Source organism: Treponema primitia ZAS-2 (genome assembly GCF_000214375.1).
Classification (GTDB): domain Bacteria; phylum Spirochaetota; class Spirochaetia; order Treponematales; family Breznakiellaceae; genus Termitinema; species Termitinema primitia.
In genome coordinates this window covers 3,602,028-3,619,373 of the sequence record NC_015578.1, presented here as the reverse complement: position 1 = coordinate 3,619,373, position 17,346 = coordinate 3,602,028, and the positions used below count along the sequence as shown (strand labels likewise).

The 17,346-nt window shown below is 53.2% G+C and carries 14 protein-coding genes; 10 read left to right on the top strand and 4 right to left on the bottom strand.

All coding sequences use genetic code 11. The features are described 5' to 3' along the window. The first annotated feature begins 15 nt into the window (after positions 1-15). The gene (locus tag TREPR_RS15705; RefSeq protein ID WP_052299739.1) at positions 16-2,136 is read left to right on the top strand and encodes a methyl-accepting chemotaxis protein; all 2,121 of its coding nucleotides are present in this window, start codon (positions 16-18) and stop codon (positions 2,134-2,136) included. Between the two features lie 52 nt (positions 2,137-2,188). Here TREPR_RS15705 and TREPR_RS15700 read toward each other — a convergent pair whose 3' ends face one another. Genes TREPR_RS15700 through TREPR_RS15690 form a run of 3 tightly spaced genes read right to left on the bottom strand, consistent with a single transcriptional unit; the run spans position 2,189 to position 4,790 of the window. Continuing rightward, positions 2,189-3,232, bottom strand: a complete 1,044-nt coding sequence (locus TREPR_RS15700) for a Gfo/Idh/MocA family protein (RefSeq protein WP_015709332.1) — start codon at positions 3,230-3,232, stop codon at positions 2,189-2,191. Continuing rightward, positions 3,229-3,792 (bottom strand): virulence RhuM family protein, encoded by a 564-nt coding sequence (locus TREPR_RS15695; RefSeq protein WP_015709331.1) that lies wholly within the window; start codon positions 3,790-3,792, stop codon positions 3,229-3,231. Before TREPR_RS15695 ends, TREPR_RS15700 begins: the two co-directional genes overlap by 4 nt. Next, a complete protein-coding gene (locus tag TREPR_RS15690) occupies positions 3,789-4,790 on the bottom strand; it encodes a TIGR03915 family putative DNA repair protein (RefSeq protein ID WP_015709330.1) in 1,002 nt (333 codons plus the stop codon). Before TREPR_RS15690 ends, TREPR_RS15695 begins: the two co-directional genes overlap by 4 nt. Before the next feature lie 388 nt (positions 4,791-5,178). On the opposite strand from TREPR_RS15690, the gene TREPR_RS15685 reads away from it, so the two are divergent. Genes TREPR_RS15685 through TREPR_RS15650 form a run of 8 tightly spaced genes read left to right on the top strand, consistent with a single transcriptional unit; the run spans position 5,179 to position 13,589 of the window. Then, positions 5,179-6,141, top strand: coding sequence for an ABC transporter permease (locus TREPR_RS15685; protein WP_015709329.1), 963 nt, complete (start codon positions 5,179-5,181; stop codon positions 6,139-6,141). Continuing rightward, positions 6,138-7,019: an ABC transporter permease gene (locus TREPR_RS15680; RefSeq protein ID WP_015709328.1), complete on the top strand. Its 882-nt coding sequence runs from the start codon at positions 6,138-6,140 to the stop codon at positions 7,017-7,019. Before TREPR_RS15685 ends, TREPR_RS15680 begins: the two co-directional genes overlap by 4 nt. Before the next feature lie 7 nt (positions 7,020-7,026). Continuing rightward, entirely contained in the window at positions 7,027-8,061 is a 1,035-nt protein-coding gene (locus TREPR_RS15675; RefSeq protein WP_015709327.1) for an ABC transporter ATP-binding protein, read from the top strand. Next, positions 8,058-9,014, top strand: a complete 957-nt coding sequence (locus TREPR_RS15670; RefSeq protein ID WP_015709326.1) for an ABC transporter ATP-binding protein — start codon at positions 8,058-8,060, stop codon at positions 9,012-9,014. Before TREPR_RS15675 ends, TREPR_RS15670 begins: the two co-directional genes overlap by 4 nt. A gap of 45 nt (positions 9,015-9,059) precedes the next feature. Continuing rightward, positions 9,060-10,592: an ABC transporter substrate-binding protein gene (locus TREPR_RS15665; protein ID WP_015709325.1), complete on the top strand. Its 1,533-nt coding sequence runs from the start codon at positions 9,060-9,062 to the stop codon at positions 10,590-10,592. Between the two features lie 56 nt (positions 10,593-10,648). Next, a complete protein-coding gene (locus TREPR_RS15660; RefSeq protein ID WP_015709324.1) occupies positions 10,649-11,416 on the top strand; it encodes a creatininase family protein in 768 nt (255 codons plus the stop codon). Positions 11,417-11,436: 20 nt separating this feature from the next. After that, positions 11,437-12,513, top strand: a complete 1,077-nt coding sequence (locus TREPR_RS15655; protein ID WP_015709323.1) for a M42 family metallopeptidase — start codon at positions 11,437-11,439, stop codon at positions 12,511-12,513. Between the two features lie 8 nt (positions 12,514-12,521). After that, positions 12,522-13,589 carry a PLP-dependent aminotransferase family protein gene (locus TREPR_RS15650; protein ID WP_015709322.1) on the top strand — a complete coding sequence of 356 codons (1,068 nt, stop codon included), beginning with the start codon at positions 12,522-12,524 and terminating at the stop codon, positions 13,587-13,589. Between the two features lie 47 nt (positions 13,590-13,636). On the opposite strand, the gene nox is transcribed toward TREPR_RS15650, so the two are convergent. Further along, entirely contained in the window at positions 13,637-14,971 is a 1,335-nt protein-coding gene (nox, locus tag TREPR_RS15645; RefSeq protein WP_015709321.1) for a H2O-forming NADH oxidase, read from the bottom strand. A gap of 234 nt (positions 14,972-15,205) precedes the next feature. Between nox and TREPR_RS15640 the strand changes: the two genes are divergently transcribed. Beyond that, a complete protein-coding gene (locus tag TREPR_RS15640; protein ID WP_148257347.1) occupies positions 15,206-17,338 on the top strand; it encodes a hypothetical protein in 2,133 nt (710 codons plus the stop codon). The last annotated feature ends 8 nt before the right edge of the window (positions 17,339-17,346 follow it).

Here is a 17,346-nt window from a genome sequence, read left to right as displayed (position 1 = left end):
CCAAAAGGAGCGGATATGGCCCACGATTCCCATGGCGTGAAATCCCCCGGAAAGACCTCGATCAAGCGCCGGTTTGCGGTTTTTTCCCTGGTTGTTTTTCTGATTATTCTTGCGGGCGGGGCGGTGGCCTTCTTCCTTTCCATGAGGCAGATTGTCCGGAATACCACGGACCAGGAATTGTCCCGGATTGTTGAAACCCGTCGGCTGCAATTTGAAGGGCAGGTCAACGGGGAAATAGCCCTGGCTATGAAGATGGCCGATTCTCCTTTGATAAAAGAATATTTCCTTAATCCCGGCAATTCTGAACTGGAGGGCCTCGCCTTCAGGGAAATTGCCGGGTACCGCCGTTCCTTTACGGGAAACAACGTGTTCTGGATTAACGATACGGACAAGAAATATTACTTCGGCAACGAATATGTCTACACCCTGGACCCGGCTGACCCTGATTCGTCCTGGTATGGCTGGACCCTTAATCAGAAAGAAGATTTCAATTTTAATATAAACTACGATATCGGGCTGAAAAAAACGTTTTGCTGGATAAATGTGCAGGTGATGGAAAACGGGCGGCCCATCGGCATCGTGGGGACCGGCATAGACCTGACTGATTTTATCGATGTTTTGTTTGACGGCTTTGACGCCAGCGCGGAGCTCTACCTTTTTGACAGTGACGGAAAAATAACTGGAGTTCGGGATGCTGCGTTGCTGGCAAAGGAAGGCAGCCTTGCTGACCATCTGGGGGCAACCGGAACAGCGGTGGTCGCCGCGGCAAAGGTGCTGAGAGCCGATGAGCTTCGCCTCTTCACCCTGGATAGGGATGAATACGCGGTGGGTCGTATTCCACGGCTTAACTGGTATATGTCCGTGTCCATGCCCCTGAAAATAGGGATGATCCTCAGGAGCCCTCTGGCGGGAATATTTTTAGTCATGATCCTCGTAGTGTTATTGATATTTATAATTTTCAACGTGTTTATCATCAGAATCCTTAAGCCCCTGGAAAATATGATAGTGATAATAGGGGAAATATCGGCGGACTGGGACCTGACCAAGCGGCTTCCTGTAACCGGTAAGGATGAAATAGGCAATCTGGCGGAATTCCTTAATTTGACCTTTGAAAAAATACAGAATTTAATTACCCTGATCAAACAACAAGCGCTTTTGCTTGAAACTACGGGAACCGAGCTGGAAAGCAAAATGGGCGCCACCGCAGAAACGGTGAGCGAAATAGCTGAAAATATCCGGAACATAAAGAACCATGTAAACAACCAGGCGGATGATGTAACCAAAACCGGGGACGCCATGGGGCGGATCAGGGAAAGTGCGGATGACCTTAATGGGCATATAGTTGTGCAGTCCGAAGATGTGGCCAAATCTTCTGCGGCCATAGAGGAAATGTTTACCCATATCCGGATAGTGGTGGAAACCCTTGTTAGTAATACTGCCAATGTCAGCGCCCTCACTGAATCATCGGAAATCGGCAGGGCTGATATCCAGCTTGTTTCTTCCAACATCCAGGAAATTGCCAAGGATTCAGAAGGACTCCTGGAGATAAATTCCGTTATGCAGAATATTTCTTCCCAGACCAACCTCCTGTCCATGAACGCCGCCATAGAAGCAGCCCACGCGGGGGAAGCGGGCAAGGGTTTTGCGGTAGTTGCCGACGAGATACGAAAACTGGCTGAATCTTCCGGGCAGCAGTCAAAAACCATCAGCAGCGTTCTTAAAAAAATCAAAGCCTCCATTGATTCGATTACCCAGTCAACCCAGGTGGTACTGAACCGTTTCGGAACCATTGAGGAAGCGGTCAGAACCGTGTCCGATCAGGAGGCCAATATCCGCACCTCCATGGAAGAACAGGAAATGGGCAGTAAAGATATTCTGGACGCCATAGCCCGGCTGAATGATGTTACCGGCAAGGTGCGGCAGGGCTCCACAGACATGACCGCTGAAAGTGGAGAAGTAATGCGTCAGAGCGCCGAGCTGATGAAGTCAACCAGGGAGGTCGCCATGAGTATGGACGAAATGTCCTCCGGGGCGGATAGGATCACTGGGGCGGTAAACCGGGTTAATGAAATAAGCGAAGAGAACAAGCGTAATATTGATACCCTGAACGAAGAGGTATCGAAATTTAAGGTTTAAAAAACATTCGACGTACAGCTTATTTGCGCGGGAATTATCCTATTTGCGCGGTTTAGCTCCAAGCCTTCACTGAATGCAGATACTCGATCACAGCCAGCCCATCCGCAGCGCTGGACTGGGGCTGCCGCCCGCTTTCCCGGCAGCAGGCAACGGCGTCTTCCATCATGTTGGCAAAGTACCCCGTCTTTCCCTCAAAGGCTTCCCCGGTTCTGGCAAGGGACCGGAACCCCTCGGCGTAGGGGCTCTCAGCGCTTTCCCAAACCTCGAAGACCCCGTTCCCGATCCGCAGCCGCCCCCGGGCGCAGGAAAATTCCAGCTCAAAGACCAGGTGATCCCGCCCCGCCCCAATCTCCATGAGGAAAGGAATCCGCTCTGTCTTGCCAGCCCCTGTTATGCCAGTTTTCGAAGCATCGGCTGGCGAGGCATTCTGTTTCGTTTGAAACCACCCTTCCAGCCAGGCGGTCCCTTTTCCGGCGCCGAGCCGCGCCCCCCAATGCCGCCGGTGTTGCAGGGTCCCGCCGATCAGGAACATAGCCGCATCAGCCAGGTGGGTCCCGTCATGCCAGAGCACGTCCAGGAGACGCCGGGTCTTGCCCATGTACAGGGCCATCCGCACGCTGAGCAGGGGGCCGAGCCGTTCCTCTTCCAGGATCGCCTTTGCCCGGACATAGTCCGCAGAGTAGCGCCGTTCGTGGTTGGTAAGGATTTTAATCCGCCCGCTTTTATGGAGCGCCGCGATTTTCCGGGCTTCCCGCAAAGTATCCGCCAGGGGCTTCTCGCAAACCACCACCGGAACCCCGTGACGGGCGGCAAGCTCGCAGTAATAGTAATGGCTATCCGGGTGGGTGGCGATGTGGACTATGCCGGGGCGCTGGGCTTCCAGCATGGCAGCGGCATCCGCATAGACCGGGCTAGTCCAGCGTTCCGCAAAGAGCCGGCGGCGCTCCTCATCACGGTCGCAGCCCGCAGCAATAGTGCAGTCCTGGTTGGCGGCGATTGCCCCGGCATGGGTGCAGGGTTTTTCCCGGAGAGCGTCGTCTTCCAGGAGACTGGCGATGCGGCCTAAGCCGATGATGGCAACGGGGATTGGTTTCAAACGGGCCTCTTTGAATAGTATATGACAATAATATATACCTTCGGACTTTTCTGATCAAAGCCCCAGCGTAGATCTGTGAAATAGATAGAGGTTTGGGAGGCAAATTTGGAGAAAAAATCGATTTTTTCTTCTGTTCTTGTAAGGCGCCGTTTTGTATCCGAGACTTGCTGTTCAATGCGTTCAAAACGCTGGTTTACAGAATACCCTTTTAGCAGATATTCTTTAAGAACACGGTTTGCCCAAATTCTGAACTGAATTCCTCGCTGGGATTTTACCCGATAGCCCACGGATAAAATCATGTCAAGGTTATAGTATTCTACTTGGTAAATTTTACCGTCTGCCGCAGTTGTCGCAAAATTTGCGACAACTGAAAAATTTGCTAATTCTTCATTTAAGGCATTATTGATATGCTTACCGATTGTTTTTATATCCCTTTCAAACAAATCCGCTATCTGTCGGCGGTTAAGCCATACGGTCTCATCTTCCAGCCGAACTTCCAGTTTAACTGCGCTATCCGGCTGATAGAGGATTATTTCATTGGCAGGTGTATTAGGTTTCATTCCTTCTCCTCCTCCCTTAGCTCCGGCAAATACTTCCAGTAACGCCGGGGCATGAACTGCCGCTGAAGCTGGGGATTGATCCGGCTTTCATTGGTAACGCTCCGGTGGTAGTTTTGCCAAAGTCCCTCCCAGGGGTCCCCCCAGGGATCCGCCCCCGCCTGCGCCGCTCCAGGGGCATCCGCAATGCCTGTGGGTAGTTCCTCCAGCCCAAGGATCCGGGCTTCCTCCCCGGGGAGGCGGAACAGCCCCAAGCCCCGTGCCTCGTCGATGATGGCCCAGGGTGTTTCCCCGAAGCGCAGGGTAAAGTGGACCCCCAGCCCGGGCAGCACAAAGTGGTCCGGGGCACAGCGGGCAATATGAATCCCCGCAGCATTCGGTGAAAAGCGGAGGAGCCCCCGGAGCCGGTCTATCTCCTTCCAGACCTTGTAGGCCGCCTCCAGCACCCGCTGGGTCACCGGATCCCCCCGATCCGCTGCCACCTGTTCCGCCGCCGCCCGCGCTTCCGGCGACCCCGCCCCCTGGGGAAGGCGCCGGCCTGCAGCAAGCACGTTCCAGGCAAAGTGTATAAGTTCCGCCTCAATAGGAAGCTCGCTCATCCATCCATAAACAAAGCGGTCAAACGCATCAGCGGAAAGCTCCTGAAATTCCAGCGCCACTGATGACAGGGTTTCCGGCTCCTGCATAGGGAACTCCCCTGCTGAAGCCGCCGCTGAAAATACCGCAGGTCGCTCTCCAGCTAAAGCCCTCGCTGGAAATACCCCAGGGCGCTCTTCTGCTGAAGCCGGCACAGAAAACACCCGCTGCGGCTGGCTGTCGACCGCTGTTTCCCCATCAAAAAGCTCCAGCTGGCCAGTTTCCGCTGCGCCGCCTTTCCCCCTGGCTCCCCCAGCCCGGCGTATATGGCTTGGCAGCGCCGCCTCCGGCTCAGCCGCCCCGCAAACCGTCTCAAGAATGTCAAAAAGCCCCTCCAGGGAGCCGTCATAGGTATATTCTATCATAATATCTTCCATATACACTATACACACGTTTAGTATGAATTACAAGGGGAAAAACCCGCCACCAGTAATTCTCAATTTAGCCAAAGGCGGTTCTCAGGAATGGGATAAACTATGGGAAACCAAGCCTTCCATGCCATTGTGTGTAGTAATCCCTTTAAGGTAACTATACCGGGATAAAGGCAGGGTCTGGGGGGCAATTCCCCCCAGACCCGGTCACTACCCCAGCACAGCCAACATAAACTGTCCATTGCTAAACAACATCCTCCACTTGCCCAAAAAAACAGAACATGCTATAACCAGAAAAGATTACCAAGTAAGTACTATAAAATACATACACCGTTATCGATTGTTACACACGATTTTTTAATGGGCTAGGGAGATACTTTGTATGTTGAAATATATCATTAAACGGCTTTTATTACTGATCCCCGTATTGCTGGGGGTCACCTTCATTGTCTTTTTCATCATGAATTTAACCCCCGGGGATCCTGCGGCGATTATCCTGGGCGACCAGGCTACTGCGGAGGCCTTGGCGCAGACTAGGGTTGAGCTGGGGCTTAACGATCCCCTGCTGATCCGGTATTTCAGGTACGTCAAAAACATGTGCCAGGGGGACCTGGGGATTTCCTACCGTAATAAGCTCAGTGTGTGGGATCAGGTTTGGGACAAATTTCCCAATACTTGTATCTTGGCTTTTTCGGGGATAGTGGTGGCCCTGATCATTGGTATTCCCATAGGGATACTGTCGGCGAAAAAGCAGTATACCGCCCTGGATAATGCCTCCATAGTCCTTTCCCTGGTGGGGGTTTCCATGCCGAATTTCTGGCTGGGGCTCCTCTTGTCTCTGCTCTTTGCGCTCAAGTTGGGGTGGCTTCCTTCCCAGGGTATGGGAACCGGATTTATCCCCCTGCTGCGGAGCATCGTGCTTCCCGCTATAACCCTGGGTACCGGGGTCGCCGCCACGGTGGTGCGTATGACCCGGTCTTCCATGCTGGAGGTTATCCGGCAGGATTATATCTTTACCGCCCGGTCAAAGGGGATCACCGAAAAAGAAGTAACCCGGAAGCATATGTTTAAAAACGCCCTTATCCCGATTATCACCGCGGTGGGCCTCCAGTTCGGCCACCTTTTGGGGGGGGCCATGCTGACGGAAACCGTCTTTTCCTGGCCCGGCCTGGGGCGGCTCATGGTGGATTCCATCACCCGCAAGGATATCCCCATGGTTATGGGGGCGGTGGTTTTCATGGCCATCATGTTTTCGGTAGTAAATCTGGTGGTGGATATTATTTATGGGTTCGTGGACCCCCGGATAAAATCTCAGTACAAGGGCACTGCGAGGAAAGCGGCATGAAAGAAAATAAACAGCGTTCCCTTTGGGGGGAGGCTTGGCGGCGGCTGAAGAAAAATAAACTTGCCCTGGTGGGTTTGGGCTTTCTCCTTGCCCTTTTTGCAATTGCCGTAGGAACAATTATTATCGACCTGGTAACCCACAATGGGGTGTACAACGATTATGTGATCAAACAGAATCTCAGGCTGCGGCTCCAGGGGCCCAGCCCGCAGTATCCCTTTGGGCTTGATGAATTTGGGCGGAATGTTCTTTTCAGGATGCTCTGGGCTGTGCGGAATTCCCTTTTTATGGGAAGCGCTGCTGTCATCATTTCTACTATAATAGGGAGCGTTTTGGGCGCCCTGGCGGGGTATTACGGCAAGATTCCGGATAATGCAATTATGCGTTTCATGGATATCCTGCTGGCTATCCCGTCCATGCTCCTGGCAACAGCGATTGTGGCGGCCCTGGGGACCAGCCTGGTGAACGTGCTTATCGCCATTGCGGTGGCCTATATTCCTACCTTTGCCCGGACGGTCCGGGCTTCGGTGCTGATGGTGAAGGAGCAGGAATATATCGAGGCTGCCCGGGCCCTGGGCGCGGGGGATATGCGGATCATTTTCCGGTATATACTCCCCAACTCCCTGGCGCCTCTGATTATCCAAGCTACCTTGGGTGTGGCCGGGGCCATTCTTTCCATTGCGGGGCTTTCCTTTCTGGGGCTGGGTATACAACCTCCCACCCCTGAATGGGGTTCCATGCTTTCCGGGGCCCGGTCCTATATACGGGACGGCTGGCATATCACGGTTATTCCCGGGCTCGGTATCATGCTGACCATCCTGGCTCTCAATGTGCTGGGGGACGGTCTGCGGGATGCCCTGGATCCCCGGCTAAAGACCTGAGGCACCTATGGCTGAACAGGAATTGCTCCGTATTGAAGATTTGGTTATCCGGTATGTTACCGACGACGGCATTGTGGAAGCCCTGAACGGGGTGAGTTTTTCCATGAAGGAAAAGCATACCCTGGGCCTGGTGGGGGAAACCGGGGCGGGAAAGACAACCCTGGCCCGGGGCGTCATGGGGCTTATTCCTCGCCCGCCTGGGGAAGTCCTGGGGGGCAAGGTGATCTTTGACGGCCAGGACCTCCTCAGGATAGGGGAGGCGAAGATGCGGGAGATCCGGGGCAAGCAGATATCCATGATCTTCCAGGACCCCATGACCAGCCTTAACCCGGTGATGACCGTGGGTGATCAGATCATGGAAGTCATCAGGACCCACAATAAAATGACCCCCAAAGAGGTTATTTCTGCTGCGGCGGATATGCTTGAAATGGTGGGCATTTCTGCGGATCGCCTCAACGAGTACCCCCACCAGTTCTCCGGGGGGATGAAGCAGCGGGTCATCATCGCCATTGCCCTGGCCTGCAACCCCAAGCTGCTTATTGCCGATGAGCCCACCACCGCCCTAGATGTGACTATCCAGGCCCAGGTGCTGGAAATGATCCGATCACTGAAAACCAGGTTAAACACCTCCATGCTGCTCATCACCCACGACCTTGGGGTGGTGGCCCAGAACTGCGATCATGTGGCCATCATTTATGCGGGTGAGATTGTGGAATACGGAAGCCTCAGGGATATTTTTAAGAACCCGAAGCATCCCTATACCATGGGGCTTCTGGGGTCCATCCCCAGCCTTGCAAAAGAAGTAAAGCGGCTTAATCCCATCAGGGGGCTCATGCCGGACCCCACCAATTTGCCCTCGGGATGCAAATTCCATACCCGCTGCGATTATGTTTCCGATGCCTGCGGCAGGGAGCATCCGGAACTGGCTGGCATAGCTTCTGCTGATGGGCACCAGGTGCGCTGTATCCATGCCCGGACCGGGTTGCCGCCCATGCAGACAGCCATACTGGCGGATTTGTCCAAAGGAGGGGAACTAGGGTGAGCAAGGAACTCCTCCAGGTAGAAAACCTGAAAAAATATTTCCATACCCCTGCAGGGATGCTCCATGCGGTTGATGATGTCAGCTTTACTGTTTCAACCGGGGCTACTCTGGGGATAGTAGGGGAGTCGGGCTGCGGTAAAAGTACCCTGGGTCGGACCATACTCCGGCTCCATGAGCCGACTTCGGGTAGGGTGTTTTTTAACGGGTACAATATCCTTCACTACGATAAGAATCAGCTGAAGAGCTTGCGCAGGGATATGCAGATCATTTTCCAGGACCCCTTTGCGTCTCTTAATCCCCGGATGACCGTGAGCCAGACCATCAGCGAAGCTCTGATAATACAGAAACTCTATTCACCCCGTGACAGGGAGGGGCTGAACAAGCGTTCCCTGGAACTGATGGACATGGTGGGCCTTGCCCCCCGGCTGGTCAACACCTACCCCCATGAGCTGGACGGCGGCCGGCGGCAGCGCATCGGCATTGCCCGGGTGCTGGCCCTTAATCCCAAGCTTATTATCTGCGATGAACCGGTAAGCGCCCTGGACGTTTCTATCCAGGCCCAGATACTCAACCTCATGCAGGACCTCCAGGAAGAGTTGGGCTTTACCTATCTTTTTATCACCCATGATCTTTCGGTGGTGAAACACCTTTCCGACGATATCCTGGTGATGTACCTGGGGCAGATGGTGGAAAAGGCCCCGGCGGCGCAGCTTTTTGAAAAGCCCCTACACCCCTATACACAGGCCCTGCTTTCGGCGATTCCTGTACCGGACCCGGATTTTGACATGCAGCGCACCATCCTAAAGGGGGAGCTGACTTCCCCCATAGAACCGGCCCCGGGCTGCCGCTTTGCAAAACGCTGTCCCAGGGCTCAGGAAACTTGTGTGGGGACCGATATCCCCTTCCGGGAAGTGGGGGAAAATCATTTTGCTGCATGTACACTGATTGCGTAGAAAAACTGCCGTGTTACGGCGTTATAATTGTTAAGGAGGAGTAAGATGAAAAAACAGAATATCTGTTTTGCAATTGGTTTGATCTGCCTGGTAATGGCGCTTGCCGGTTGTGGAAAAAGCGGATCCAAGGCCCAGGCGGGTGGGTACAAGGATACTATCATTTTTGGACAGGGGGCGGATGTAACTTCCCTTGACCCCCATATCGGCAAGGAAACGCCGGCGGTCACGGTAACTAACCATATCTTTGATACCCTGGTGGAAGTTGACGGGGTTACCAACGAGCTTAAGCCCCAGATCGCGGAACGGTGGGAACAACTGTCACCCACTTCCTACCGCTTCTTTATCAGAAAGGGAATCAAATTCCACGACGGGACCGAACTGACCGCTGCGGATGTTAAGTTCTCCCTGGACCGGGCCATCGCAACCCCTGCGGTCGCCTACATTGTGGACTTTATTTCCAATGTTACTGTGGAGGATCCCTATACGGTGGTGGTTAATACCCACGCCCCCTACGGCCCCACTCTCCGTAACCTGTCGGTACCCTTTGCGGCTATTATTCCCAAGGCTGCTGTGGAAGCCAATCCCACCGGGTTTATCCAGCACCCCATCGGATCCGGGCCCTATAAGTTCGTTTCCTGGAAGCAGAGCGATTCTGTGCAGATGGAAGCCTTTGCGGATTATTATGCCGGCGCTCCTAAGACAAAAAACCTTATTATGAAGGTTATTCCCGAGCCGTCCCAGCGGACCATCGCCCTGGAAACCGGGGAATTGGATCTTGCCTACGATCTTACCCCCAATGACTTAAAAATTATCACCGGAAATGACAAGCTTACTGTTTTTAAGGCTCCCTCCCTTTCCTGTACCTATATTTCTATGAACATGCGGAAGGCCCCCTTTAACAACAAGTTGGTCCGCCAGGCAATCAGCCACGCCATCGACCGGCAGCTCATTGTGGATACCGTATTGAGCGGCGCCGGCCAGGCTGCGGATGCTATTATCGCACCGGCGGTGTATGGCTACTTTGAAACCGGGGTTGACAAATTTGACCCAGAACTTTCTAAACAGCTTCTTGCCCAGGCAGGGTATCCCAATGGCTTTAGCTGTTCTCTGTGGGTTAATAACAGTGTGCAGCGGGTTGAAATTTGCCAGGCTATTATAGAGATGCTCAGGAACGTGGGCATTACCGCCCGGCTTGAAGTTATGGAATTAGGCGCCTTTATCCAGCGTTCTACCGCGGGTGAACATGACATGGGCGCCTTTGGGTGGGTAACTTCCACCAAGGACGCGGATTATACCTATTATTCCCTGGAACACTCCAGCCAGCAGGGCGCCGCGGGTAACCGCACCTTTACTGCGGATCCCGAAGTTGACCGCCTGGTGGACCTGGGCCGTACCAGCGTGGACCCTGCAATCCGGGAAAAGGCCTATAAGGATCTGGCCATTTATCTGGCGGACCTAGAGAATAACGTTAATATTGCCTATACGGAAATTAATGTAGGCGGTAATAATAATGTAGAGAACTTTTTCATTGATCCTATCGGATATCATAAGCTGGAAAATGTTCAGGTAAAAAAGTAAAAGTAATTTCAATCCCGGCCCAAACGCCGGGATTGAAACAATTTAACGGAGGATATATGCGCTTAGCTCACATGACCTGGCCTCAGGCGGAGACTTATTTTAAAACCCACGATACGGTGCTCCTGACTGTGGGCAGTATCGAATGTCACGGACGGCATCTGCCTCTGGGCACGGATACCATGATTCCCAATCGGATACTGGAACTGTTGGAAGAAAAAAACAAGGACATCCTGATTGTTCCCACCATCCCCTTTGGTTCCTGTGACAGTCTGGAACCTTTCCCGGGTACCATCAACCTGGGGGTGGATCTGCTCTATCAGCTCCTTCGCCGCATTGTGGACAGCCTTAAACTCCATGGGGCGAGGAAATTTATTTTTCTTAACGGCCACGGGGGAAATGTCAGAACCATAGAAAAGCTGGGCATTGAGTTGGACAAAGAGGGCTGCCTCCTGTCGCTTCTTAACTGGTGGCTCAATGTGTGGGAAATGGACCCTGCCTGGAAGGGCGGCCACGGGGGTGGCGAGGAAACTGCGGGAATCATGGGGATCGATCCCTCCCTGGTGGACATGAATGAGATCAACAAGGATATGATTTTGAAGGATGTCTCCCCGGCCTTCAAGGCTACGGGATTCAATACCGTTGAGTACAAGGGGATTCAGGTGACCATTCCCCGGCTTACCAACCATGTAACCGACAATGGCTGGATTGGCCCGGATCACCCCAATACCGCCACCGAAGAATGGGGAAAGAAGATGCTTCAGGCCATGGCTGATTATCTCGCAGATTTTGTGCTTGAATTTGAAAAGGTAAAACTTCCCCGCTGAACAAAGCAAAGGATAACAAGATGGAAAAGAAACAAACTTTAGGAATGATAGAAGCGATTTCCAATGCCCCGGGGGTTTCGGGCTTTGAGGATGAGGCTGTGGCGGTTCTCCGCCGTTACGGTGAAGGGCTGGGAGAATTTTCCGAGGATGCCATGCGGAATCTCTACCTGAAACGTTCCGGCCATAAGCCGGGGCTCCCCCAGGTGCAGCTTGACGCCCACAGCGACGAAGTGGGCTTTATGGTCAAGGCCATACGCCCCAATGGGGTGCTGGATTTTATCACCCTGGGTGGCTGGGTTCCTTCCAATATACCCGCCCACCGGGTCCGGGTCCTCAATCAGGATGGGCAGTGGATATCCGGGGTTATTTGCAGTAAGCCCCCCCACTTCCTTTCGGATGCGGAAAGAAAGGCGGTCCCCGATGTTTCTGACATGGCCATTGATGTAGGCGCCTCCAGCGATCGGGAAATCCGGGAAGAGTACCGGATTAAGGTTGCCGCCCCGGTGATCCCGGATGTTCAGTTTGAATACCAGGAGAACCGGGATACCATGATAGGCAAGGCTTTTGACAACCGCCTGGGAAGCGCGGCGATCCTGGCTACCCTGCGGGAGCTGGCGGGGACAGAGCTGGGGGTAAATGTTACCGGGGCCTTTGCCGCCCAGGAAGAGGTGGGGCTCCGGGGCGCCACGGTTACCGCCCAGGTAGTCAGGCCGGACATCGCCGTTTCCTTTGAGGGCAGCCCGGCGGACGATACGGTGGTGGATGCCTACGCCGTCCAGACCGCCCTACGGAAGGGGCCCATGCTCAGGCATATCGACGCCCGGATGATCACCAACCCCCGGTTCCAACGCTTTGCTCTGGATCTGGCGGGTAAAAAGGGCATTCCGGTTCAGGATGCGGTCCGCACCGGGGGCTCCACCAACGGCGGGATCATCCACCTTACCGGGAAAGCGGTTCCGGTCATTGTCATCGGTATTCCGGTGCGGTACATCCATACCCATTACGGCATCGCTTCCTACGCGGATTTTGAAAATTCCGTGAAGCTTGGCTGCGAGGTGATCCGCGCCCTGAGTGCGGAGATTATCGCCGGTTTCTAAGGGGACCCATGGGTGTAGGGGGAATGTTTGGCCTGGAGGACGCCGGTGCGTACCCCGGGGAAAAACAGGACATAAGGGAAATCCTCGGCGGAGAGGATCTGCGGTTCTGTATGTCCGGCCGCTGCGCCATCTATTACTGTCTCCGGGACTTTATGCAAGGAGACACAAAACGAGTCGCCTACCTTCCCGCCTATACCTGTGAAACCGTCATTGCCCCCTACAAAAAAGCCGGGTATGCCCTGCGCTTTTACGACGTGTCCCCGGATCGGCTTACCCCGATTTTTGACAGGGACCTTATCCCTCACATTTCTGTTCTCGGCCTCTGCGGTTACTATGGTTTTTCATTTTATGATCCGGAATTTGTCAGGGAATGTGCGGACGCCGGGGTGGGGATCATCCAAGACCTGACCCACAGTATCTTTTCTGCGGACGGCATTGATGAAAGGGCGGATTATACCGCAGGCAGTCTGCGGAAGTGGATGGGGATTCCCTCGGGGGGCGTGGCGGTAAAGCGGCACGGTCATTTCAGCCAGTCCCTGCTTCCCCCGGAAGGGGAGCATGTCCGGGGCCGGCTGGAGTGTTTTGAGGAACAGGGCCGGGTCCTGGCCCATTCCCCAGGCGCTACGGAAGAGCGGGTAAGCGAAATTTTCTGGGCCACTGAAATGCGCCTGCGTCAGATCTTCGACGCTTTTGAAAGCGACGAGCTTTCGGAGCGTATTATGACACAGTATCCCTACAGGGAACTTATTGAGAGGCGCCGGGGAAATTATGCCGCGGTGCTTTCCCGGGACCCCTTCAGCGATGCTGTCTACCCGGTGTTTTCGGAGCTGGGGGAAGGGGTCTGCCCCAGCCACTTAGCCCTATACTCCCCGGACCGGGAGAAAGTCCGGGAAGTCCTGGCCGGGGAGGGGGTAAAAACCACGGTGTACTGGCCCTTCCACGGCGAAGTAAACCTGGCCGATTATCCCGGGGCGGATTATATTTACAGCCGTATCTTTTCGGTCTCCCTTGATCAGCGCTATTCTGCAGAAGAAATGACCCAGGTCTGCGAAGCCCTGAAAAAAATAGCCCGGTAAGGCCGCAGCCGTTCCGGGCAATCAACAACAGTAATTGTAATCCCAAATTACTTGGCGCTAAGGGCCGCCATGGTAATATAGTTGTAGGGCTGGTTGAAGTGGGGCAGGAAGAATATGTCCAGCAGCTTCAGCTTATCAATGGTAACCTTTTCTTCAATCGCCAGGGAGAACATGTGTATCCCCATGGAAATATCGTTGTAGGAAGCCATCTGGGTCCCCAGTACCCGGCGGGTGGTTTTGTCGTATACAATGCGGATCTTTACCTTGTGGTTATCGTCCTTGATAAAGGCCGGTTTCTGGAAATCCTCAAACTGGGTGTAGACCGGGGTAAAGCCCGCCTTCTCCGCCGCCTTGAGGTTGAGCCCTGTGGAAACCATCTTGTAGCCGAAGATGCAGATGCCGTTGGAGCCCTGGACCCCCACTGATTCCAGGGGAGTGCCCCCGGCATTATGGCCCGCCACAACACCGCTGCGCACCGCATTGGTGGCCAGGGCGATATAGGCGCTGTTCTGGGTAGCGTTACTGTACACCGTGGCACAGTCCCCGACAGCGTAAACCCCGGGTTTGCTGGTTTCCTGTTTGAGGTTGACCTTGTAGGCGCCGTTGGCAAATACTTCCAGGTCCTTCCCCCCCAGGCTGCTATTGGGCCGGAAGCCGATGGCCATGATCACCAGATCCACCGGATACTCCCCCTTGTCGGTGGTGATGGCCTTAACCTTCCCGTCACCCTTAATTTCCTTCACCATCTCGCCGAAGTGGAGCACCACCCCGTTAGCCGAGAGGACCTTGTCCATGTCATGGGTGAACCAGTCGTCGTAATAATTGGAAAGGCTGGTATCCGCAGCCTCAAAGAGCAGGGCATTCTTTCCCCGGCGGCGTATGGCTTCCGCAATCTCCACCCCGATATATCCGGCGCCGATTACCGCCACGTTCTTAACCGCATCCCCCTCCAGGAGTTTGTCGATCTTCTGTCCGTCCTGGTAGAGTTTGACAAATTCCACATTCCCCAGATCCATGCCCGGCAGTTTTGGGGTGATGGGAAGGGACCCGGTGGCCAGGATGAGCTTGTCATAGCCCTCCACAATTTCCTTCCCGCTCTTGTCAGTGGCATAGACCTTCTTGGCGTCAAAATCGACCCGCTTGATCTCGGTCTCCATGTGGACCACTGCTTTTTTGGCGGTGAGTTTTTCCTTGGATGAATAGAACAGAGTCTGGGGATCATCGATCTGCCGTCCAATGTAGAGGGCGGTACCGCAGCCCAGATAGCTGATATTATTGTTGCCATCGAAAATGACCAACTCATTCCCGGGATAATTGTCCAGGATAGTGTTGGCCGCCGCCGTCCCCGCATGATTTGCGCCGATTAATACGATTTTGCTCATAGATCACTCCTTACTATTTGTTTACTTTTTTAGTATGTATTACTAAAATTTACCCTATTTTTTGGGAAAAATCAAGAAAAAATAGAAAGATATCGATAAATAATGCACTATAGTGAAAGAAAATTATATCCTCCCTGGGTAGCAATTCTTCGAAGCTTGCTCCGCAGAGGTTCATTCTATTTAGGTATCCTCCGATAATAAAGGGTATCTGTCTTTTTTATACTATAGTATTATATGAGTGATAGGATTAATTCTGTGTTTGTTTCCCGAAAGGCTGCGCTGAGTTTATTGATTTCCCTGTTGTTATTCGCCGGTTTTACGATCCTGGCGTTTTCCGGTCTGTTAAATCGCTTGGAAATCCGGTTTTATAACCCTTCAGTAACCAGGGCTATCACCCGGGAAATCAATGGGGATGCAAAAACCATCGAGGAATTTCTCCGGGAACTGCAAATCCGTTTTGCCGCTACCCTGAAAGAGGGGGCTGTACGGCGGAGTTTTCTTACCAACCATGGCTCGGAGAATATTAACGAACGGTCAAGACTTTTCGGAGCCCTTCAGGACTCCCTGGGGGGGCTTCAGTACATACGGTTTATTGATTCAGGTGGGCGCATGATACACTATTCCACCTATGCCCCGGATATTCTGGGGCAGGATCGGAATTATAGTGTCTATCGGCAGTACAATGAAACAGTGGGCTATATACCCTATGGGCAGTTGGAAGTTCCTGATGGGGGGGGAGCCCGGCTTTTCCTGGATGAATCCGGGGAACGGATTATCTTCTCCTTTCCCTTTTACGACTCCTATGATTTATACCGGGGTACCGCTATTTTTTCCCTTTCTGTTCGGGCGGTCATGGAACAGATGGTAAGTGAAGGTCGGATAAAAGTGGGGGAGGATGTTTCGATTATCTCCCGGCCCCAGGGTATGGTCACCGGCCTTCCCTATACGGGGAAAAGCGTCTTGGTCCCCCTGATCAGTTCGGTCTGGAACGATGGGATACTTTCCATAAGCACCCTCAATTCAGGCTCGATAGAAACTAGACTGTTCCTTGTTTCCGCTAAAACCTCCCAGGGTATCTTTGTAGGCCGCCTGGTAAATGGGTCCCTCCTATCCTTCCCTCCGGCCATGCAGATCATCCTCCTTGCTGTCTTCTTCCTCACCGTTTATCTCATCATTTTTTTGCTCTTCAACCTCCGCCAGGACAATTTGACCATATTCCACAACCGCTTGAAACAACTCCAGGTTAATCTTATTACCGAGTACTATGAACATAAGGAGGAGGCGGACTGGAGTCGTTGGAAGAAGGAACTTGAACTGCGCCGGGAAGATGTCCGCTCAGAATTAAAGCGGGGCATTAAAACCAATGTGGCTGAGGCCAGGGAAATCGACGCCCTGATCGACAAATCCTGGGACGAGCTGGTGACGGTTATCGGCAATAGGGTGGAACAGAAAACCGGTACAACTATGGATGAGGAAAAACTCCAAGCCCTTCTAAGCCGCCTTTTTCGGGATATGCAGGATTCAGCTCCAAAACCGCCCCTGTACAACCCGCCTGAAACCAGAAAATTTGTTGTACAGGAAGAAGCGGAAGCCGCCGGTGAAAAGGAAGCTCTGGAAAATATTAAGCATGAATCACCACCTAAGCTGGACTTTGAAGAGGTATCCCTGGATAACTTTGAAATAACGAACAGCGAAGAGGAAATAGAAACCCTGGAAGAAATTTTTGATGAGCCGGCTGAGGGGGCGGACTTTTCGGCGATCAAACCCCAAAGGGTAGCGGAATTTCAGGAACTTGATCTGTCAGAATTGGACAATGACGATGGACCATCCCCTGGGCAAGATTTGGACGCCCTGGCCAGTGAAATCGAATTCAGTCCTGTCCCTGGGGAGTTGGAAAACGAAAACGAAAACGAAAACGATGGCGAGGAGGATTCACTGATCGAAGATTTTGAAATTGTATCACCCTTTTCCACCATCCTTTCGGATTTCCCCGGGGAGCATGCGTTAAAAGAGGAGCAGTTGGAACTCCTTGACGAGGAACCGGTTCAAGAGGACACCCGGGAAACCCTGGCGGAGGAAATCGGGGCCTATCTCGTAAACCCCTTATTCTCCCAGCCCTTCCAAACAGAGATGGCCAATGAAATTGAGGTTCTGGAGTCCCCGGACGATGAGGATGGCGATGTAGAGGAGAACCTTCCGGACCTTGAAATACCCCAGGAATCCGGTGAAAACGAGGATGAATTTATCCTGGAACGGGATGGGGTTAATTATATTAACGAAAACCTGCTTAGCCCGGATAGGAAAATCCTGGAAAAGCTCGACCGGGATTTTCAGGACCTGATTGATTCGGTGCTGGATAAGGAATGAGCCTCCGG

Coding starts and splice junctions, on each gene's coding strand:
- TREPR_RS15705 (WP_052299739.1), top strand. CDS start 16: ATGGCCCACGATTCCCATGGCGTGAAATCCCCCGGAAAGACCTCGATC.
- TREPR_RS15695 (WP_015709331.1), bottom strand. CDS start 3,792: ATGAAACCTAATACACCTGCCAATGAAATAATCCTCTATCAGCCGGAT.
- TREPR_RS15690 (WP_015709330.1), bottom strand. CDS start 4,790: ATGATAGAATATACCTATGACGGCTCCCTGGAGGGGCTTTTTGACATT.
- TREPR_RS15685 (WP_015709329.1), top strand. CDS start 5,179: ATGTTGAAATATATCATTAAACGGCTTTTATTACTGATCCCCGTATTG.
- TREPR_RS15680 (WP_015709328.1), top strand. CDS start 6,138: ATGAAAGAAAATAAACAGCGTTCCCTTTGGGGGGAGGCTTGGCGGCGG.
- TREPR_RS15675 (WP_015709327.1), top strand. CDS start 7,027: ATGGCTGAACAGGAATTGCTCCGTATTGAAGATTTGGTTATCCGGTAT.
- TREPR_RS15665 (WP_015709325.1), top strand. CDS start 9,060: ATGAAAAAACAGAATATCTGTTTTGCAATTGGTTTGATCTGCCTGGTA.
- TREPR_RS15660 (WP_015709324.1), top strand. CDS start 10,649: ATGCGCTTAGCTCACATGACCTGGCCTCAGGCGGAGACTTATTTTAAA.
- TREPR_RS15655 (WP_015709323.1), top strand. CDS start 11,437: ATGGAAAAGAAACAAACTTTAGGAATGATAGAAGCGATTTCCAATGCC.
- TREPR_RS15650 (WP_015709322.1), top strand. CDS start 12,522: ATGGGTGTAGGGGGAATGTTTGGCCTGGAGGACGCCGGTGCGTACCCC.
- nox (WP_015709321.1), bottom strand. CDS start 14,971: ATGAGCAAAATCGTATTAATCGGCGCAAATCATGCGGGGACGGCGGCG.
- TREPR_RS15640 (WP_148257347.1), top strand. CDS start 15,206: ATGAGTGATAGGATTAATTCTGTGTTTGTTTCCCGAAAGGCTGCGCTG.